Raw genomic sequence first — 19,166 nt, forward strand, 5'->3', positions numbered from 1 at the left:
GCGGTCGCGCGTCATGACCACCCCGAACGGCACGATGATCATCATGCTCAGGGCGTCGGTGACCCAGGAGAGCCAGACCGCCTCGATGAAGGTGTAGTCGGTGGCGTAGAGGATGACCGGAGCCGCCGCCAGGGCGCCGACCGCGGGAGCCGCCACGGCCGCGCAGGCGAGGAAGGCGAACAGAGGACCGGGGCGGGTCACGTCCGTGCCGACCAGCCTGAAGGCGGACAACAGCAGGACGGCGACCAGCACCTCCAGCAGGTTGGGCGCGGCCATCGCCAAGGCCCCGACCGGATTGCCTCCGGCCAGGAGCATCATGACGATCATGGCGACTCCGAGCGCCGTCAGCACGCCGACGCGCCAGACCCAGCCCTTCGGGCCTCGCAGGATGGCCACGAGGGCCAGGGCGTTGGTGGGCCAGATGGCCGTGGCCCCCCCGAAGCTGGTCCAGAAGATCGCCGCGTACGAGATCGCCGCGAAGATGACGGTCAGCAGAACCAGGGAGACGGCCATTCCCCTCGGCGTCAGCCGGATTCCAGCCGACCGGGACGTTGTTCGCTTGTCGATCACGGATTCGCTCCCGGCCCCAGAACCCGCCATTTCTCGGGCCAGAGTTGCTAATCGGTCGATAACGACCGGGACGCGAGTGGACGGCCTGGGGTCAGTCCCGGCCTTTCGGGGGCTCGGAGCCCTACGCCGGACAGGGCGGACGGGGTGTATCGCGACGGAGGCGATCGACCGGGCGCGGCCGTGGCGCTGGAGTGGGTGCGGACCGGGCGCGCCGGCTCGCGCCGGCCGGGCGCCTTCTGCTCTACACCGGCGGCGCAATCGTCGCCGGCCGCGACGGCCTGCATGAGTCGCTGGTCCCCATCGCCTATGAGGCCGGCGTGGATCTGGCCTATGACGAGATCGACCCAGACGTGTTCGGGGGCATGCTCCGTCAGCCCCTGTCGCGAGGTCGAGAGGATGGCAGCCGTCGGGGCGGTGCTGACCGCGCCTTAGCTCCAGGACTTCTGGTAGAGGTCGATCGGATCGCGGCGGCGGACGATGCGTTCGATATCCTCGAAGGCTTCCATCTCGGTCAGGTCGCCGGCGCGGGCGCGACGGATGATGAGCTCGACGTCGCCGAGGTCGTCGCCGCGGTCGCGTCCCGGCGGCGTCTCGACCTCGCGGATGACCTGATCTGTGATCGCCATGACAGTCTCCTTTGAGCGTTCAACGCCGCGCCTCCCGCCCGGTTCAACAGCTGGGCGGTCCAGGGACGGCGGCCCTCAACCGGCGGGACGCCGCACGGGTTCGAGCGGAGCCGCAAATTTTACCGACCAGACGGGAACCCGTCCGACGGAACCCCGGGAGGGGCCGATGGTTGACTGTGCAAACCCGGGGCGCAGGAGACGATCATGCGAACGAGGACGGGTGTACTGACCCTGCTTGTCGCCGGCGCCGCGCTGGCGGCCTGTCAGGGTGGCGGAAGCGGGGCGACGGACACCCGGTCGGACGCGGGCGTGGCGCTCTCCGGAGCGACCGCCGACGGAGCGGCGCCGGAGCCGCCTGATGAAGCCACGCCGCCCGAGCCTTCGCCCCAGCCGCCGCCTCCCGAGGACGGACCGCCCGATGTCCCGCCGCCGGACGTCGGGCCTCCCGGCGCGCAGCCCGCCCCGCCCCCGCCCGGAGAGGCGCCTCCCGAAGCCGCGCCGCCTCCTCCCACATCCGGCCCGTAGCGAGAGAAGGCCGTGCCCGATCTGGTCCACGCGCGCGAACGGATGGTCGAGCGGCAGGTGGCCCGGCGCGGAGTCCGCGACGCGCGTGTGCTGGAGGCGATGCGCGAGGTGCCGCGCGAGGCGTTCGTGCCCGAGGGCCTGCAGGAGTTCGCCTATGACGACGCACCCCTGCCGATCGAGGCCGGCCAGACCATTTCCCAGCCCTATATCGTCGGTCTGATGATCGAGGCCGCCGGAATCCGGCCGGGCGACCGCGTGCTCGAGATCGGGGCGGGTTCGGGCTATGCGGCGGCGGTGATGAGCCGCATCGCCGGCCAGGTCTACGCCATCGAGCGGCACGGGGCCCTCACCGAACTCGCCCGCGCCCGGCTTCAACGCCTCGGATACGACAATGTCGAACTGCGCACAGGCGACGGCACGCGCGGGTGGCCCGAGGCGGGGCCGTTCGACGCCATACTCGCCGCCGCCGGGGGCCCGGGGGTTCCGCAAGCCCTGAAGGATCAACTGGATCTCGGCGGCCGGCTGGTGATGCCGGTCGGCCCGACGCGGGACGATCAGCGTCTGGTCAGGATCACCCGCACGAGCGCCAGCCATTTCGAGGAGGACGACCTCGGCGCAGTCCGGTTCGTGCCGCTCATCGGCGAGCAGGGCTGGCCCGACGCCGACGCGGCGCGGCGGGCGCCGGAGCCACGCAGTTTCAGGGCGCCCGCGGAAGCGCCGGCAGCCTCCCTCATACGGGCCGCCGCGGAGCCCCTTCCGGCCCTCGACGACCCGGCCTTCGGCGCGCTGGTCGACCGGTTCGCGGAGGCGCGGGTGGTGCTGCTGGGAGAAGCCAGCCACGGGACCTCGGAGTTCTACCGGGCCCGGGCGGCGATCACCCGCCGGCTGATCGAGCGGCACGGCTTCACCATCGTGGCGGTGGAGGCGGACTGGCCCGACGCCGCCAGCGTCGACCGTTACGTCCGCCGGCGCCCGTCCCCGAAGCACGCGGAACCGCCGTTCCGCCGCTTCCCGACCTGGATGTGGCGCAACACCGATGTCGAAGGCTTCATCGAATGGCTGCGCGGCTGGAACGGGGACCGCCCGGCCGACACGCGCGTGAGCTTCCACGGACTGGATCTTTACAACCTGTCGGCCTCCATCACCGGGGTGCTGGACTATCTGGACCGGGTCGACCCGGAGGCGGGCAAGGTGGCGCGCGAGCGCTACGGCTGCCTCACGCCCTGGGCCAGCGAGCCGCAGGCCTACGGACGCATGGCGCTGACCTCCGGCTATTCGCGCTGCGAACGGGCCGTGGTGACGACCCTGACCGACATGCTCGAAAAACAGCTGGAGTACGCCGCCAGCGACGGCGACGACTTTCTCGACGCCAGCGCCAACGCCCGTCTGGTCAAGAACGCCGAGGCGTATTACCGGGCCGTCTACTACGGCGCCGCCGAAAGCTGGAACCGGCGTGACACCCACATGTTCGAGACGCTGTGCGCCGTGCTGGAGGCGCGGGGGCCGGACGCGAAGGCCGTGGTCTGGGCCCACAACTCCCATATCGGCGACGCCTCGAAAACAGAGATGGGGCTAGTCCGTGATGAGCTGAACATTGGTCAGCTGTGCCGCGAACGGTTCGGTCGCGACGCGGCGCTGATCGGATTCGGGACCCACGGCGGCGAGGTCGCCTGCGCCTCGGACTGGGGCGAGCCGATGGAGGTCAAGCGGATCAATCCCTCGCGGCCTGACAGCTACGAGCGACTGGCGCACGACAGCGGCGTCGAACGCTTCCTTCTCGACCTGCGCGAGGGCGTCCACGAACCGCTTCGCCAGCGGCTGCTGGACCCGAGGCTGGAGCGGTTCATCGGCGTCATCTATCGGCCGGAAACCGAGCGCTGGAGTCACTATTCCGGCTGTTCCCTGCCGCAACAGTTCGACGCCTGGGTATGGTTCGACGAGACTTCCGCCGTCACGCCCGTGCCGACAGCGCAACGCGAGGGCGTAGACGAAACCTGGCCGTTCGGCCTCTAGACCTCACGCCCGGCCGGCCGTCAGGTCCGGGGCGGGATCGGCGAAGGCGAGGCGGCCGCGGCCGCGTCCGTCGTGGCCGAGTTGTCGAACTCGGCTCTGGTCCATTCGAGGACGACCGCCCGCTCGCCGCGAGAGGCCACGCTGGCGGGGGCCGCCGTCATCGAGCCGTCCGTCCGCCGGATGTGAAGGATGCGCTCGCCGCCCGACCGGGTTTCGACCTCGGCCAGCACGCCGAGCGGTTCGCCGTCCACGCTGAGCACCTCGGACCCGGACGGGAAGGCCGGCGCGACCGGCGGTGCCGCAACGGACGCCGGCATCGGGGAGGGGGCGGGCTGGCCGACGGGGTCCTGCGGCGCGACCGGACCGGCGAACGACAGGGCGCCGGCGGCGCCCAGCAGAAGAAGGCTGTGGCCGAACATGGGAGCTCCTGCGGGAGACGAGATGATCCCTGCGGGGGCGAACAGCCGATGCCGGACCTGGTTCCACCTCCGCGGCCCGCTTGCGAACACAAGCCCGGGAACCGACGGCTCATTGCAAAGGTTACCGCTGACGGGGCGCTGTTAACCTTCACCCCAGAGAGACCGACATGAGCTCGCCAGCCTCGTTCGTCCTCGATCATTCCGACACCCGCGGGACCGGTGCCCGGCGAGGGGCGGGCCCGATCGCCGGCCTGGCCCGGGCCGCGCTCGGGCGCCTGCTCGACCGGCTGATCCGCGTCGGCTCGCTCGGCGTGGTGTTGCCGTCGGGAGAGGTCCTGCGGGCGGGGGAGCCGGGCGCCGAGACGGTCCGTATTCGCCTGCGGGACTATCGGACAGCGTGGCGGCTGGCGACCTATCCCGGTCTGGCGCTGGGGGAGGCCTGGATGGACGGCGACGTGACCCTGGAGCGGGGCACGCTGTGGGACCTGCTCGATCTGGCCGGCCGCAACCTGTCCCTGCGGCGGCCGCCCCGGCGGGGGCGGCTGGCGCGGTTCTGGCGGCGCATCGAACAGGCCAACGACCGGGCGGCCGCGCGGCGCAACGTCGCCCACCACTATGACCTTTCGCTCGACCTCTACCGGCGCTTTCTCGACGCCGACCTGCAGTATTCCTGCGCCTATTTCGAGCGGCCTGACATGACCCTGGACGAGGCCCAGGCCGCCAAGAAACGCCATCTCGCGGCCAAGCTTCTGCTCGAACCGGGCCAGAGCGTGCTCGACATCGGCTGCGGCTGGGGCGGACTGGCCCTGAGCCTGGCCGAGGACGCAGGGACACGCGTCACGGGCGTCACCCTGTCGGACGAACAGCTCGCAGTGGCGCAGGCGCGAGCCGCGGAGCGCGGTCTCGGCGACCGGGTGGAGTTCCGCAAGCAGGACTATCGCGACGTCGAGGGGACCTTCGACCGCATCGTCTCGGTCGGCATGTTCGAGCACGTGGGCGTGCCGAATTACCAGGCCTTCTTCGACACGGTCGCGCGTCTGCTGAAGGAAGACGGCGTCGCGGTCCTGCACGCCATCGGCCAGAATCACGTGTCGGTCAGCAACCAGCCGTGGATCGGCAAATACATCTTCCCGGGCGGCTATACGCCGGCGCTGTCGGAAATCCTGCCGGCCATCGAACGCGCGGGCCTCTGGGTCACCGACATCGAGATCCTGCGCCTGCATTACGCCGAGACGCTGAAGGCCTGGCGCGAACGCTTCGAGGCGAACCGCGCCGGCATCGCCGCGCTCTACGACGAGCGCTTTTGCCGGATGTGGGAGTTCTACCTCTGCCTCAGCGAGGTCGCGTTCCGGCATCGCGGCTGCATGGTGTTCCAGATCCAGCTGTCGAAGCGCGTGGACGCCGTGCCGCTGACCCGGGATTATATCCACGGCGCGGCCGCCTGAGACCCACGCCCGACTGGACTTCGGCTCTCCGACAAGGCTCACTGCGCGCTCGGCAAGGACGCGTCAGCCGGCGGTCGGCGCAAGACGTCCGGATATCGGGGATCAGAATCATGAAGCGCGAACTCCTGGCTACGGCCGCACTGCTGGCGCTTGCCTCGCCGGTGACGGCCCAGGTTGCCGAGCCCGCTCCGCCGCCGGTCGTTCCGGCCGCTGAACTCCCCACCGCGGCGGCGCCGGCGGCAGACGAGGCCGAGGAGGCCAAATGGGATGTCCAGGCCCCGCCGGGACCGTCGCGCGACATCCCCATCGACGTGACCCGCGGCACCTGGATGTCGGTCGACGTCAGCCCCGACGGCCAGACCCTCGTCTTCGACCTGCTGGGCGACATCTATGTCATGCCGATCACCGGCGGCGAGGCGCGCGCCATCGCCTCGGGCGTGGCCTGGGACATGCAGCCGAAATGGTCTCCGGACGGCCGCCACATCGCCTTCACGTCGGACCGCGCCGGCGGCGACAACATCTGGATCATGGAGGCCGACGGCTCCAATCCGACCCAGGTTTCCAAAGAGAGCTTCCGCCTGCTCAACCAGCCCGAATGGACGCCGGACGGCCAGTTCATCGTGGCGCGGAAACACTTCACCTCGGCCCGCTCGCTCGGGGCCGGCGAGCTGTGGATGTACCACCGCTCGGGCGGCGGCGGCGTGCAGATGACCGAGCGCCGCACCCAGCAGAAGGACACAGGCGAGCCGGCCTTCTCGCCTGACGGCCGGTACCTGTACTTCAGCGACGACGCGACGCCGGGAAACACCTTCGAATACTCCAAGGACGTCAACGGCCAGATCTACATCATCCGCCGGCTCGACCGCGAAACCGGCGAGATCGACCCTTACATCACCGGCCCGGGCGGCTCGATCCGCCCGGCCCCCTCGCCTGACGGCAAGTCGATCGCCTTCATCCGGCGGGTGCGGTACCAGTCGGTTCTCTATGTGATGGACATCGAGACGGGGCGCGAGACGCCGGTCTTCTCCGGGCTCGACCGCGACCTGCAGGAAACCTGGGCGATTCACGGGGTCTATCCGGCCATCAGCTGGACGCCGGACAATCGCTCGATCGTGTTCTGGGCCGACGGGCGCATCCAGCAGGTCGAGGTCGCGACCGGGACGGCGTCCAACATCCCGTTCCACGTCGCGGACACCCGACGGGTGCAGGACGCCGTTCGCTTCCCGGTCGAGGTCGCCCCCGAGACGTTCGACGTGAAGATGATCCGATGGGCGCGGCCCTCGCCGGACGGTTCGAAGGTCGTGTTCGAGGCGCTGGGCAGTCTGTGGATTCGCGACCTGCCCACCGGCGAGGCGCGACGGCTGACCCGTCAAAGCGACCATTTCGAGCTCTATCCCAACTGGTCGCGCGACGGCCGTTCGATCGTCTACGCCACCTGGGACGACCAGCAGCTGGGCGCGATCCGCGTGGTCCCGGCCACGGGCGGCGCGGGCCGCGTGGTCACCGCCACCCCCGGCCACTACGTCGAGCCGACCTTCTCTCCGGACGGCCGGACCATCGTCTATCGCAAGGTCAGCGACGGCTTCCTGACCACGGCGCTGTGGGGCCGCGATCCCGGCGTCTACCGCGTGGCCACGGCGGGGGGCGAGCCCGTGCTGATCACCGACGAAGGCGCCCAGCCCCAGTTCGGCGCCGACGGCGATCGCCTGTTCCTGTCGGGTCGGGACGGCGACAAGCGCACGCTGATCTCCGTCGACCTCAACGGCCAGGACGAGCGCACCCACCTGACCTCGGAATGGGCCAGCGAGTTCGCCGTCTCGCCCGACGGCCGCTGGATCGGCTGGACCGAACGCTTCAACGCCTATGTCGCGCCGTTCGTGGCGGCCGGGCGGCCGATCACGGTCAGCGCCGACGGCAAGTCCCTGCCGCAGGCCCGCGTGACCCGCGACGCCGGCGAATGGCTGAGCTGGTCGGGAGACTCGCGCCGCCTGCAATGGTCGCTGGGGCCGGAACTGTTCACCCGCGACCTGAACCAGTCCTTCACCTTCGTCGAAGGCGCCCCGGAGGAACTTCCCAAGCCCGACGAGCGCGGGATCAACCTCGGCTTCAGCGTTCCGGCCGACAAGCCGGAAGGCCGTATGGCGCTGACCGGCGCCAGGCTGATCACCATGAACGGCGCCGAGGTGATCGAGAACGGGATCGTCGTCCTCAACGGCAACCGCATCGAGGCGATCGGCTCGACCGCGAGCATGACCATCCCGGCGGGCATTCCGACGCTGGACATGAGCGGCAAGACGATCATGCCCGGCCTGGTCGACGCCCACTGGCACGGCTCGATGGGCTCGGACGAGATCATTCCGGAACAGAGCTGGGTCAACTACGCCGCCCTCGCCTTCGGCGTGACCACCATCCACGACCCGTCCAACGACACCAGCGAGATCTTCGCCCACAGCGAACTGGCGCGCGCGGGCCGCGTGGTGGGGCCGCGCATCTTCTCGACCGGGACCATCCTGTACGGCGCGACCACCGCAGCCACGGCCCAGATCGACGATCTGGACGACGCCCTGTCGACGCTGCGACGGATGCAGGCGGCCGGCGCCTGGAGCGTGAAGAGCTACAACCAGCCCCGCCGCGATCAGCGCCAGCAGATCATCGAGGCGGCCCGTCAGCTGAACATGATGGTGGTGCCTGAGGGCGGCTCGCTGTTCCAGCACAACATGTCGATGATCGTCGACGGCCACACCACGATCGAACATTCGATCCCTCTGGCCCGACTCTATGACGACGTGCACCAGCTGTGGCGCCAGACCGGCACAGCCTACAACCCGACCCTGGTCGTCGCCTACGGCGGCAGCTACGGCGAGAATTACTGGTACCAGGAGAGCAACGTCTGGGATCATCCGATCCTCACGCAGTATGTGCCGCGGCGGCTGCTGGACTCGCGCGCGCGACGCCCGGTGACCCTGCCGGACAACGAATGGAACCACATCTCCGTGGCGCGTGAGGCGACCCGCCTGGCCGCCGAGGGAGTCAATGTCCAGATCGGGGCCCACGGCCAGCGCGAGGGCCTCGGCGCCCACTGGGAGCTGTGGAGCCTGGCCCAGGGCGGCATGGCGCCGCTGGACGTGATCCGCGCCGGCACGCTGAACGGCGCCCGGGCTCTGGGCCTCGACCGCGACATCGGCTCGCTGGAGGTCGGCAAACTGGCGGACATGGTGGTGCTGGACCAGAACCCGCTGGAGAACATCCGTCACACCACCTCGATCGCCTACACCATCTCCAACGGCCGGGTTTACGATTCCGGCATGAACGAGGTCGCGCCCCGCCAGCGGCCCCGCGCTCCGTTCTGGTTCGCGGAGAGCGGCGGCGAGGGCATGGCCCCCGGCGCAACGGAGACCGATGGCCACGGACACGGGGGCGACTGACGGACCGAGCGGCTGACCGTCAGGAAGAGTCAGCCCCCCTCCCTCTCCAGCCCGCCTAGAGCAGCAGCGGCGCCGGTCGTTGTCATTCAGCGCCGGCGCCGTATCGTGCGGCTTGCGGTGGAGTTGGGCGTGGACGGGGACATGACGACGCAAGGCGACGACCCCTTCGCCCGGCTCGGGCCGGTGTTCGCGGGCCGCCGGGCCCTCCTGCTCGAGGACGACCCCGCGCTGGCCGAACACGTCGCCGAACGGCTGACGGCGGCGGGGTTCGAGGCTGTCGACCGGTTCGAGGCCGGCGAGGCCGCCCTCGAGGCGGCCGGACGGGCTCCGTACGACGTGCTGATCCTCGACCGGCTGACGGCCGGGATGGACGGGCTGGAGATGCTGAAGCGGCTGCGCGCCGGCGGCGGGACTTCGGCGGACGCCCCCGCCCTGATGCTGACCGCCCTGGGCGGCGAGCGGCAGAAGGTCGAGGGACTGCTGGGCGGAGCCGACGACTATCTGGCCAAGCCGGTCGGCGACGAGGAACTGCTGGCGCGCATCGCCGCCCAGTTGCGGCGCGCGGCGCGGCGGGCCCGGCCGGCCGGCGCGGAGCTGGTCAACGGCCCCTTCCGCCTGTCGCCGGGCGCCCGCACCCTGCGGCTGGACCTGCCGGGCGGCGAGAGCCGGCTGATCGACCTGTCGCCGCTGGAGTTCGCCATCGTCGCCGAACTGATGGCCGCGCGCGGCCAGCCGGTGACCAAGACCATGCTGTGGGACCGCTGCTGGGTGGAGTGGCGGTTCCTGCCCGACAATTTCGTCAACGTCATCGACGCCCGCATCAGCGCCCTGCGCCGCCGCCTGAAGGAGCAGGCGCCGGAGCTGGGCGAGGACCTGCATCCGCTGATCGTCCCGGCGCGCAGCCAGAGCCTGATCTTCCGCGACCTGTCCGCGCTGTCGGATTGAGGCGGAGATGGCCGGGCGGACATCGGGGCTGAGGGGCTGGCTGGCGCGGCGGACCTCGACCCAGCTGGCGGCGGCCATGGGGGTGCTGGCGGCCCTGGCCCTGTCCGGCTCACTCCTGGTCACCGGCGCGGCCGTGCGCATGGATCAGCGCGAGAAGGCGGCGTTGGCGGCGCTCGACGACTATGGCTCCATGGTCTCCAAACTGGGCTCTGAAACCAGCCTGTCGGCCGAACATCTCACCGAGGCCGATGCGGCCTGGCTGTCGGCCTGGCTGAGCGCCTTCCAGAGCGGACCGGCCCGCGAGGCGCGAACCCTGGAGGAGACCTGCCGCACCGGCCGCGGCGGGGCCGGCGTCCGTTTCATCCGCGCCCCGGTCGGCAAGCCGGCGGGGCTGGCCGCACTGGAGACGGCGCGGGGAGAGCGCGCCGGGCGACTGGGCGAGGACGTCTATGTGGTGCGGCTGGGCCGGGGGGTCCTGTGTCCGGCCCGCGCCGTCGAGGTGGTGGTGGTGCGGCGGCCGTTCGGGGCCCTCGACATCGCCGTGGGCCGGGTGGTCGACCGCTCCGGCCAGGCCTGGGGCTGGGCCGTGGCGGCCGTGATCGCGACTGGCCTGCTGCTGCTGGTCATCGGTCTGGCCGCCGCCGCCGTGGCGCGCCGCCGCCTGACCGGGGCGGTGACCGAGGTCAGCCGGGCCCTCGACCGGGCCGCCGTCGGCGACTTCTCCCTGCGGGCGCCCGAGACCGACGCAGCCCCGGAACTGACCGAACTGACCGGCCATGTGAACCGCACCCTCGACCGGCTGGACGAGCTGTTGAGCTGGCTGAGGGACTCGGCCGACCAGCTGGCCCACGACTTCCGCACGCCGCTGGCCCGCGCCGCAGTGCGGCTGGAGCAGTTGCGAGCCGGGGCCACAACGCCCGAAGCGCGCAAGCTGATCGACGAGGCGAGGTCGGACCTGGCCCAGATCACCCGATCGATGAACGAGGCCATGGCCCTGCGCGACGGCGAGGCCTGGGTGTTCGAAAGCGTGCGGCTGGACGAACTGGCCGCGCAGGCGGCCGAGCTCTACCAGCCCCTTGCCGACGAGCGGGGGATCGCCATCCAGGTGGAGGCTGAACCGGTGTCGGTGCTGGGCGTGCGGTCGCTACTTCAGCGGGCGGTGACCAACCTCGTCGACAACGCCGTCAAATTCTCGCCCGAGGGCGGGATTGTGACCCTGACGGCGGGCGTACGCGACGACGGACCGGTGCTGGCGGTGGCCGACCAGGGGCCTGGATTCTCTCTCGCCCCGTCGACCGGAGCGGCGGCCTCCGTGGACGGCCGGGAGAGCCACGGCATGGGCCTGGCCTTCGTGCGGGCGATCCTGAAACGGCACGGCGCAGCCATGACGGTTGATGACGGTCGCCCGGGGGCTGTCGTCACGGCGCGTTTCTCGCGCTAGGCTTCTCCGGGACAACAGGGGATTGGCGATGCAGCGTTCCACCAGCCGGGCCACCAAGCGGGCTGTCGGCCTGTCGATACTGGCGATGGCGGCGGCGGTCCCGCTGCTGTCGGCGACGACGGCCGCGGCCCAGTCCACGCCCCAAGGGCCGATCCCCTATGACGCCCGGCGCGGCGTCTTCTCCTTCGCCAGCGGGCTGGAGCAGGCCCTGCCCGCCGTGGTGCAGGTGACGACCCTCGGCCAGTCGGAAGGCCCCAGTTCCGGGGAGAACGAGCCGCGGCCGATCTCCAGCGGCTCGGGCGCCATCATCGACGCCCGGGAAGGCATCGTCGTCACCAACAACCACGTGGTCGAGGGTGGACGGAAATTCACCGTTGATCTGACCGACGGGCGCATCTTCGACGCCGTTCTGATCGGCACCGACAAGGCCACCGACCTGGCGGTGCTGAAGTTCGACGCGACGGGCCTGTCGGAGATCGAGGTGGTCGATTCCGACCAGCTGCGCACGGGCGATCTCGCCTTCGCCGTCGGCTATCCGCTCGGCCTCGACCAGACGCTGACGATGGGCGTGATTTCGGGCCTCGGCCGCTCAGGCATGGGGGACCGGATCGAGGACTACATCCAGACCGACGCGGCCGTGAACTCCGGCAATTCGGGCGGGCCGCTGCTGGACAGCCGCGGACGGCTGATCGGCATCAACACCTCCATCCTGTCGGGCGGGGGCGGCGGCAACGACGGGATCGCCTTCGCCGTGCCCAGCCGCATCCTGCTGTATGTGGTCAACCAGCTGCGGACGGTCGGCGAGGTCAAGCGCGGCTCGACCGGCGCCATCCTCGGCTCGCTCAACGCCGAGCGCTCGCGGGAATTCGGCCTCGGCATCGTGAGGGGCGCCGTGGTTGAGAACGTCGCCCCCGGCTCGTCCGCCGAGGCCGCCGGCCTTCAGCGCGGCGACGTCGTCACCCGCATCCAGAACCGGCCCGTCTCCAACGCCGGGACGGTGGCGGCGACCATCGGCATCGCCGAGCCCGGCACCCGGGTCGAGGTCGTCTATCTGCGCGAGGGCCGTGAGGGCCGCGCCACCCTGACCGTCGAGGCGCCGCAGGACCGCTCCGTCGTGACTGGTTCCGAAGTCGTCATCGCCCGGGGGCTGAGCGCCCGTCCGGCGGCCGACGGCCTGCAGGTGTTCGCCGTCGAAGGCGGCTCGGCCGCCGCCAGCGCCGCGCTTCAGGCCGGCGACGTCATTCGCGCCGTCGACGACGCCCCGGTCGCCGATCTGGATGGGCTCGCCGCGGCCCTGGCCAGCGCGGGCGAGCATCGCCTGTCGGTGCGGCGCGGGGACGAGGATGTGACGGTGGTGCTGGGCGGCTGAGGCCGCCGCCGGGGTCCCGGACGGCAAAACGCCCGCTCTGCCGGAGGGGGGAGGGGTGGCGGAGCGGGCGTCTCGCTTGGAGGAAGCATCGACCCGCCGGAGCCCTTGATGGAGTGATCCAGGGGGGCTGGGGGGGCTGTTCAGGATCCGGGATCGCTCCGGACTCCGACGAGCCGATGGGTTCGGTGTCGCCCCCCAAGGGGGCGGTCGCTGGGCGGAACAGCGGCTATTTCGTGTTCCAGACGATTTCTTCGACGAGTGGCGTTCGCGACACGGCGGTCGGTGGAACCGCCGGTCGATAGGGTCTGGCGTTTCCAGGCGGGGGGCATACGTTCGACCTATGAGCGACGCCGCCGATTTGCAGCCGCAGTCCGGTCCGGTCTTCTTCGACCGGCGGGAGCTGGAGCTGATCCTGAGGGTCTACGGGCGGATGGTGGCGGCGGGCGAGTGGCGCGACTACGCCATGGCCGGGCACCGCGAGGTCGCCGAGTTCGCCGTCTTCCGCCGCTCCGGCGACGCACCCGCCTACCGCATAGAGAAACGCCCCGCCCTGCGCCTGAAACAGGGGCAGTGGGCGGTGATCGGCGACGGCGGCCTGGTGCTGCGCCGCGGCCGCGAGCTGCCGCAGGTGCTGCGGGTGTTCGACAGCCGGCGGTTCACCGTCGTCGAATAGAAAAGGCCCCGGCGTCGCCGCCGGGGCCTCTCCGTCGCCGGCTTGCGCCGGTCAGTCGCGCCGCACGCCCAGGAAGTAGAGCAGGAAGCGGAACAGGTTCACGAAGGCGATGTACAGGTTCAGCGCGCCGAAGCTGGTCGCCACCGACATGCTCTCGCCGTCGCCGCGGACGCTGTAGTAGATCATCTTCAGATGCTGGGTCTCCGAGGCGATCAGGCCCGCCATCAGCAGGATGCCGACGCCGTTCATGATCATGAAGATCGGCCCGACGCTGAACAGGCCGAACGCCGACCCGATCGAGAAGGCGATGCCGGCGAAGACGAAGCCCCACATGGCGAAGAAGACGAAGCTGCGCAGGCCCGACAGGTCACGCTTGGTGACGTAGCCCGCCAGGCTGAGGCCGCCGAACGCCGCCGCGGTGATCAGGAAGGTCGTGACCACGCTGGCGCCCGCATACATCAGCACCACGGTGCCGAGCGAGGCGCCGACGAGGGCGACGATGACCCAGTACAGCATGCTGGCCGCCCGGGCGCTGGCCCCCTTCATCAGGAAGTTCGAGCCGAGCAGGATGACCAGCGGCGCGAAGCTGACGATCATGCCGAGCAGGGTGAAGCCGGCGAGGGCTCCGCTCTGGGTCTTGACGAACATCAGGTCCGAAACCGGGGCGTAGCTGGAGGTCAGCCAGGCCAGGGCCGCCGAGAGCACGAGGCCCATGCCCATCTTCTGGTAAACGCCGAGCATGAATTTCTTCAGTCCCGGATCCAGCGCGGCGTCGGCCCGGGCGCCGGCGGCGGTGTAATTTCCCATATCGCTCATGGCGATGTCGATCTCCGTTGGACCGGGCGATCCCCGGCCGTCGATGGAAATATCGGGCCGGTTGGACCCTTCCGCAAGGAAAACCGGACTTGGGCGGTCGGGTTTCAGCCGCTACGAACGGTCGCATGATCCGGTTGTTCACCGCCTTGGCGATCCCCGACGACGTGGCCGACACGCTCGAGCGCCGCCAGTCCGGGCTGCCCGGGGCCCGATGGCGGGGGCGCGACCAGTTGCATCTGACCCTGGCCTTCTACGGCGCGATCGAGGAACGGCGCGCCGACGATCTGGCCGCCGAGCTGAACCGCGCGGCGACCGGCGGGCCATTCGAGTTCATCCTCAACGGTGTCGGGGCCTTCGGCGACGCTCACCGCAGCCACACCCTGTGGGCCGGGGTCGAGCCCAACGAGCGGCTGTCGGTGCTCGCCGGTCGCTGCCGCGCCGCCGGCGAACGAGCGGGCGTGACGATGGAGCGGCGGGACTATCGTCCGCACGTGACGCTGGCCTATCTGACGCCGCAAACCAATCCGGACCGGGTCGGCGCATGGATCGCGGGCCACAATCTACTGCGCTCGCCGCCGATCCGGGTCGACGGCTTCGGCCTGTGGTCCAGCGTCCTGACCCACGACGGCAGCCGCTACCAACTCGAACAGGAGTATCCGCTGTGACCGGACCGGTGATCGAGACCGCCCGCCTGACCCTGCGCCCGCAGGCGATGGAGGATTTCCCCCGCTGGGCCGAGATGATGGCCCATCCCGAGGCTGCGAAATTCATCGGCGGGCCCATGCCGGCCGAGACCGCCTGGCGCGGCTTCATGACCATGGCGGGGGCGTGGAGCCTGACCGGCGTGGCCATGTTCTCGCTGGTCGAGCGGGAGACCGGTCGCTGGCTGGGCCGGATCGGGCCGTGGACGCCGCTGGGCTGGCCCGGGACCGAGGTGGGCTGGAGCCTGCACCCGGACGCGCATGGCAAGGGCTATGGCTTCGAGGCGGCGACAGCGGCCATCAACTACGCCTTCGATGTGCTCGGCTGGACCGAGGTCATCCACTGCATCGACCCTGACAACACCCCGTCGCAACGGCTGGCGGAGCGGCTCGGCTCGCATAATCAGGGGCCGACGCGGCTGCCGCCGCCGTTCGACGCCGTCACCGTCGACCGCTGGGGCCAGAGCCGGGAGCAGTGGCGCGCCCGGGACGGCGGGCGGCCTGGGGAATGAGGTGAGCGACGCGCACGCGGCGGTCCTGACCTTCATCGAAGACTTCTGGCGCTGGCGAGAGCCCCTCGCCGCCGACGACGACCTGTTCGATGTCCTCGGGATCGAGGGCGACGACGCCGGGGAGTTCATCGACGCCTTCGCCGCCCGCTTCGACGTCGACGTCACGGCGTACCGCTGGTATTTCCACCATGCCGAAGAAGGCTGGAACTACGGCGCCCTGGTCTTCAGGCCGCCCTACCGGCGCGTCGGCCGAATCCCCATCACCCTCGCCGTGCTGACCGAAGCGGTTCGCACGAAGCACTGGCCGATAGACTATCCCGCACACGTCCTGCCGCGCCGGCGATGGGACATCCTCATCAACCGGATCTTCGCGGCGGGGGCGCTGATCGCCCTGGCGGCCTGGGCGTGGATGCGGTTCCTGGGCTAGGCGGAGCGGCGTCCCTTCCCGCGTTGGGAAATATGGCGCGCGGCGCCGGACGCCCGATCCCGAGCCCTCCTGCACGGCCCGGGATGACAAGCGTCAGTGCACCCGCGCCTTTCCGATCTCCAGCCCGCCTTCGCCCGCTGACACGGCGATCACCGAACCGTCCTCGATCTCTCCCGCCAGCAGCTTGCGCGCGATCGGGTCGACGAGTTCCTTCTGGATGACGCGCTTCAGCGGCCGGGCGCCGTAGACCGGGTCGTAGCCCTTGTCGGCGAGCCAGGCGGCGGCGGTGTCGTCGAGGGCCAGGGTCAACCGGCGGTCGGCCAGCAGCTTTTCGAACCGGGCCAGCTGGATGCGGACGATGCCGGCCATCTGGCCGCGGCCGAGGCGGCGGAAGAGGATGATCTCGTCGATCCGGTTGAGGAACTCCGGCCGGAAGTGGGCGCGGACGGCATCCATGACATAGGGGCGCACGGCCTCGACGTCGTCGCCCTCGGACTGGCCGGCGAGGGCGTCGGAGCCGAGATTGCTGGTCATGATGATCAGGGTGTTGCGGAAGTCGATGGTGCGGCCCTGGCCGTCGGTGAGGCGGCCGTCGTCGAGCACCTGCAGCAAGGTGTTGAAGACGTCGGGGTGCGCCTTTTCGACCTCGTCGAACAGCACGACCTGATAGGGGCGGCGACGCACGGCCTCGGTGAGGGCTCCACCCTCGTCGTAGCCGACGTACCCCGGAGGCGCGCCGATCAGGCGGGAGACGCTGTGCTTCTCCATGTATTCCGACATGTCGAGGCGGGTGATGGCGGCCTCGTCGTCGAACAGGAATTCGGCGAGCGCCTTGGTCAGTTCGGTCTTGCCGACGCCGGTGGGGCCGAGGAAGAGGAAGGAGCCGAGCGGGCGATTGGGGTCGTTGAGGCCGGCGCGGGCGCGGCGCACGGCGTCGGCGACGGCGGTCAGGGCCTCGTCCTGGCCGACGACGCGGCGGGCCAGGGCGTCCTCCATCTTGAGCAGCTTGTCTCGCTCGCCCTCCAGCATCTTGTCGACCGGGACGCCGGTCCAGCGGCTGACGACGGCGGCGATCTGTTCGGCGTCGACGACCTCGGGGGTCAGCGGCCCGGTCTTGTCGGCCTCGTTGGCTTCGGCCTCGGCGAGCTGCTTTTCGATCTGGGGAATCTGGCCGTAGGCGATCTCGGAGGCGCGGCCGAGATCGCCGGAGCGCTGGGCGGCGGCCAGCTCGGCGCGCAGCCGGTCGAGGGTCTCGCGCAGCTGGGCGCCTTGACCGACCTTCTCCTTCTCGGCCTTCCAGCGGGTGGTGAGGTCGTCGGACTGGGCGTCGAGCTCGGCGATCTCGTCCTCGAGCTTTTCGAGCCGGGCGACGGAGGCCTTGTCGGTCTCCTTGCGCAGGGCCTCGCGCTCGATCTTGAGCTGGACGGCGCGGCGGTCGATCTCGTCCAGCGCCTCCGGCTTGGAGTCGACGGCCATGCGCACGCGCGACGCGGCCTCGTCGATCAGGTCGATGGCCTTGTCGGGCAGGAAGCGGTCGGTGATGTAGCGGTTCGAAAGAGTGGCGGCGGCGACGATGGCGCCGTCGGCGATGCGCACGCCGTGGTGGACCTCATACTTCTCCTTGAGGCCGCGCAGGATGGAGACGGTGTCCTCGACCGAGGGCTCCTCCACGAACACGGGCTGGAAGCGGCGGGCGAGGGCGGCGTCCTTCTCGACGTGTTTGCGGTACTCATCCAGCGTGGTGGCGCCGACGCAGTGCAGCTCGCCGCGAGCCAGCGCCGGCTTGAGCAGGTTGGAAGCGTCCATGGCGCCGTCGCCCTTGCCGGCTCCGACCAGGGTGTGCATCTCGTCGATGAACAGGACGATGCCGCCCTCCGCCGCGGCCACCTCGTTGAGCACGGCCTTGAGCCGCTCCTCGAACTCGCCGCGGTATTTCGCGCCGGCGATCAGGGCGCCCATGTCGAGGGCCATCACCTTCTTGTCCTTGAGGCTCTCGGGCACGTCGCCGTTGACGATGCGCAGGGCGAGGCCCTCGACGATGGCCGTCTTGCCGACGCCCGGCTCGCCGATCAGGACGGGGTTGTTCTTGGTGCGGCGGGCGAGGACCTGGATGGTGCGGCGAATCTCCTCGTCGCGGCCGATGACCGGGTCGATCTTGCCGTCGCGGGCGGCGAGGGTCAGGTCGCGGGCGTAGCGCTTGAGGGCGTCGTAGGCATCCTCGGCGGCGGCGGAGTCGGCGGTCTTCCCCTTGCGGATCTCATTGATGGCGGCGTCGAGCTTGTCGGGCGTGGCGCCGACGGAGGCGAGCACGGTAGCGGCGACCCCGCCCTCGCGGGCGATAGCGCTGAGCAGGCGTTCGGTGGTGACGAAGGCGTCGCCGGCCTTCTTCGAGGCCTGTTCGGCGGCGGCGAAGACGCGGGCGGTGTCGCCGTCAAGATAGAGCTGGCCGGAGCCGCCGGAGACCTGGGCGCGCTTCTGCAGCGCGGTCTCGACGGCGGATTCAGCCTTGGCGGGGTCGCCCCCGGCGGCGCTGATCAGGTTGCGGGCGAGGCCGTCGCGCTCCTCCAGCAGCACCTTGAGCAGGTGCTCTGGCGCGAACTGCTGGTGCCGCCGGGCGAGGGCCAGCGACTGGGCCGACTGGACGGCCTGTTTGGCGCGGTCGGAATAGAGCTCGAGATTCACGGCGTGTCCCCTGATCAGGCGGAGTGTGCGCCCAAGGACGTCCTTTCAGGAAGCAACGCCTTGAGCTGCCGCAAATCTGGGTGTGGCGGAGGGGGCACACAAGGCCCCCTCGCCCGGATCAGTTGCCGGTCGTCGGGGCCGAGAAGTCGAACTGCTCCGGCCGCCGCTGGCCCGAACCGAAATTCCAGGTCAGGCCGATGTAGGCCGCCCGGCCGCCGAAGGTCTGGCTCGTGCGGTCGGTGAACGTCGGGGTCTCGAGGGTGGTGGTCGCGCCGAACTCGTCCAGCAGATCGCGCACGGTGACCTGGAGGGACCAGTCCTTGTTGAGCTTGCGCCGGTAACCGAGGTTGACCAGCTGGGCCGTCTCGCGGACGCCCTGGGCCAGCTGCTGGTCGCCGCTCCAGATGCCGGAGACCTGCAGGAAATCGTTCTGGGTCGGCTGCCAGTTGAGGGTCAGGCGGCCGGAGACGCTCTCGCCCTCGCGGTCGGTGGCGCCGGGGATGCCCGAGGCGTCGATCTCCTGGCGGAAGGCGTTGATGCTGGCGTTGTAGCGAAGGGTCGGATGCAGGGCCCCGTT

Annotated in this window: 16 protein-coding genes; 10 read left to right on the forward strand and 6 right to left on the reverse strand. The window is 70.5% G+C overall.

Annotation, left to right across the window (positions count from 1 at the left end; translation table 11 throughout):
• Together VGD32_RS06030 and VGD32_RS06035 are read right to left on the reverse strand one after the other, a co-directional pair.
• Positions 1-513 (reverse strand): MASE1 domain-containing protein (locus VGD32_RS06030; protein WP_331030999.1); only part of this gene is annotated, 513 nt, incomplete at its 3' end.
• 485 nt (positions 514-998) lie between these two features.
• Positions 999-1,196 carry a hypothetical protein gene (locus VGD32_RS06035; RefSeq protein ID WP_331031000.1) on the reverse strand — a complete coding sequence of 66 codons (198 nt, stop codon included), beginning with the start codon at positions 1,194-1,196 and terminating at the stop codon, positions 999-1,001.
• A 537-nt stretch (positions 1,197-1,733) separates the two neighbouring features.
• Here VGD32_RS06035 and VGD32_RS06040 point away from each other — a divergent pair.
• Positions 1,734-3,734: a protein-L-isoaspartate(D-aspartate) O-methyltransferase gene (locus VGD32_RS06040; RefSeq protein WP_331031001.1), complete on the forward strand. Its 2,001-nt coding sequence runs from the start codon at positions 1,734-1,736 to the stop codon at positions 3,732-3,734.
• Positions 3,735-3,754: 20 nt separating this feature from the next.
• On the opposite strand, the gene VGD32_RS06045 is transcribed toward VGD32_RS06040, so the two are convergent.
• Positions 3,755-4,153, reverse strand: a complete 399-nt coding sequence (locus VGD32_RS06045) for a hypothetical protein (protein ID WP_331031002.1) — start codon at positions 4,151-4,153, stop codon at positions 3,755-3,757.
• Between the two features lie 167 nt (positions 4,154-4,320).
• Between VGD32_RS06045 and VGD32_RS06050 the strand changes: the two genes are divergently transcribed.
• From VGD32_RS06050 to VGD32_RS06075, 6 genes are all read left to right on the forward strand, one after another.
• Positions 4,321-5,598 (forward strand): cyclopropane-fatty-acyl-phospholipid synthase family protein, encoded by a 1,278-nt coding sequence (locus tag VGD32_RS06050; protein WP_331031003.1) that lies wholly within the window; start codon positions 4,321-4,323, stop codon positions 5,596-5,598.
• Between the two features lie 110 nt (positions 5,599-5,708).
• Positions 5,709-9,023 (forward strand): amidohydrolase family protein, encoded by a 3,315-nt coding sequence (locus VGD32_RS06055; protein ID WP_331031004.1) that lies wholly within the window; start codon positions 5,709-5,711, stop codon positions 9,021-9,023.
• A gap of 141 nt (positions 9,024-9,164) precedes the next feature.
• Positions 9,165-9,968 carry a response regulator transcription factor gene (locus VGD32_RS06060; RefSeq protein WP_331031005.1) on the forward strand — a complete coding sequence of 268 codons (804 nt, stop codon included), beginning with the start codon at positions 9,165-9,167 and terminating at the stop codon, positions 9,966-9,968.
• Positions 9,969-9,975: 7 nt separating this feature from the next.
• Entirely contained in the window at positions 9,976-11,409 is a 1,434-nt protein-coding gene (locus VGD32_RS06065; RefSeq protein ID WP_331031006.1) for a sensor histidine kinase, read from the forward strand.
• 28 nt (positions 11,410-11,437) lie between these two features.
• Positions 11,438-12,778, forward strand: a complete 1,341-nt coding sequence (locus VGD32_RS06070) for a trypsin-like peptidase domain-containing protein (protein WP_331031007.1) — start codon at positions 11,438-11,440, stop codon at positions 12,776-12,778.
• 340 nt (positions 12,779-13,118) lie between these two features.
• A complete protein-coding gene (locus VGD32_RS06075) occupies positions 13,119-13,451 on the forward strand; it encodes a DUF2794 domain-containing protein (RefSeq protein WP_331031008.1) in 333 nt (110 codons plus the stop codon).
• A 51-nt stretch (positions 13,452-13,502) separates the two neighbouring features.
• Here the strand turns inward: VGD32_RS06075 and VGD32_RS06080 are convergent, their stop codons facing one another.
• A complete protein-coding gene (locus VGD32_RS06080; protein WP_331031009.1) occupies positions 13,503-14,267 on the reverse strand; it encodes a Bax inhibitor-1/YccA family protein in 765 nt (254 codons plus the stop codon).
• Positions 14,268-14,392: 125 nt separating this feature from the next.
• Here VGD32_RS06080 and thpR point away from each other — a divergent pair, with 125 nt between their 5' ends.
• Genes thpR through VGD32_RS06095 form a run of 3 tightly spaced genes read left to right on the forward strand, consistent with a single transcriptional unit; the run spans position 14,393 to position 15,907 of the window.
• The gene (thpR, locus tag VGD32_RS06085; protein ID WP_331031010.1) at positions 14,393-14,932 is read left to right on the forward strand and encodes an RNA 2',3'-cyclic phosphodiesterase; all 540 of its coding nucleotides are present in this window, start codon (positions 14,393-14,395) and stop codon (positions 14,930-14,932) included.
• Entirely contained in the window at positions 14,929-15,480 is a 552-nt protein-coding gene (locus tag VGD32_RS06090; protein ID WP_331031011.1) for a GNAT family N-acetyltransferase, read from the forward strand. The genes thpR and VGD32_RS06090 overlap by 4 nt, the downstream gene beginning before the upstream one ends.
• Before the next feature lies 1 nt (position 15,481).
• Positions 15,482-15,907 (forward strand): DUF1493 family protein, encoded by a 426-nt coding sequence (locus VGD32_RS06095; RefSeq protein ID WP_331031012.1) that lies wholly within the window; start codon positions 15,482-15,484, stop codon positions 15,905-15,907.
• A 93-nt stretch (positions 15,908-16,000) separates the two neighbouring features.
• Here the strand turns inward: VGD32_RS06095 and clpB are convergent, their stop codons facing one another.
• Together clpB and VGD32_RS06105 are read right to left on the reverse strand one after the other, a co-directional pair.
• Positions 16,001-18,589, reverse strand: coding sequence for an ATP-dependent chaperone ClpB (gene clpB, locus VGD32_RS06100; RefSeq protein ID WP_331031013.1), 2,589 nt, complete (start codon positions 18,587-18,589; stop codon positions 16,001-16,003).
• A 118-nt stretch (positions 18,590-18,707) separates the two neighbouring features.
• The coding region (locus VGD32_RS06105; protein WP_331031014.1) for an outer membrane beta-barrel protein at positions 18,708-19,166 on the reverse strand (459 nt) is incomplete at its 5' end.

The organism is Brevundimonas sp., assembly GCF_036402095.1.
Taxonomy (GTDB): domain Bacteria; phylum Pseudomonadota; class Alphaproteobacteria; order Caulobacterales; family Caulobacteraceae; genus Brevundimonas.

What these genes read in the sequence shown, in the direction of transcription:
- VGD32_RS06035 (WP_331031000.1), bottom strand. Translation starts at nt 1,196, where the DNA reads ATGGCGATCACAGATCAGGTCATCCGCGAGGTCGAGACGCCGCCGGGA.
- VGD32_RS06045 (WP_331031002.1), bottom strand. Translation starts at nt 4,153, where the DNA reads ATGTTCGGCCACAGCCTTCTTCTGCTGGGCGCCGCCGGCGCCCTGTCG.
- VGD32_RS06050 (WP_331031003.1), top strand. Translation starts at nt 4,321, where the DNA reads ATGAGCTCGCCAGCCTCGTTCGTCCTCGATCATTCCGACACCCGCGGG.
- VGD32_RS06055 (WP_331031004.1), top strand. Translation starts at nt 5,709, where the DNA reads ATGAAGCGCGAACTCCTGGCTACGGCCGCACTGCTGGCGCTTGCCTCG.
- VGD32_RS06060 (WP_331031005.1), top strand. Translation starts at nt 9,165, where the DNA reads ATGACGACGCAAGGCGACGACCCCTTCGCCCGGCTCGGGCCGGTGTTC.
- VGD32_RS06065 (WP_331031006.1), top strand. Translation starts at nt 9,976, where the DNA reads ATGGCCGGGCGGACATCGGGGCTGAGGGGCTGGCTGGCGCGGCGGACC.
- VGD32_RS06070 (WP_331031007.1), top strand. Translation starts at nt 11,438, where the DNA reads ATGCAGCGTTCCACCAGCCGGGCCACCAAGCGGGCTGTCGGCCTGTCG.
- VGD32_RS06075 (WP_331031008.1), top strand. Translation starts at nt 13,119, where the DNA reads ATGAGCGACGCCGCCGATTTGCAGCCGCAGTCCGGTCCGGTCTTCTTC.
- VGD32_RS06080 (WP_331031009.1), bottom strand. Translation starts at nt 14,267, where the DNA reads ATGAGCGATATGGGAAATTACACCGCCGCCGGCGCCCGGGCCGACGCC.
- thpR (WP_331031010.1), top strand. Translation starts at nt 14,393, where the DNA reads ATGATCCGGTTGTTCACCGCCTTGGCGATCCCCGACGACGTGGCCGAC.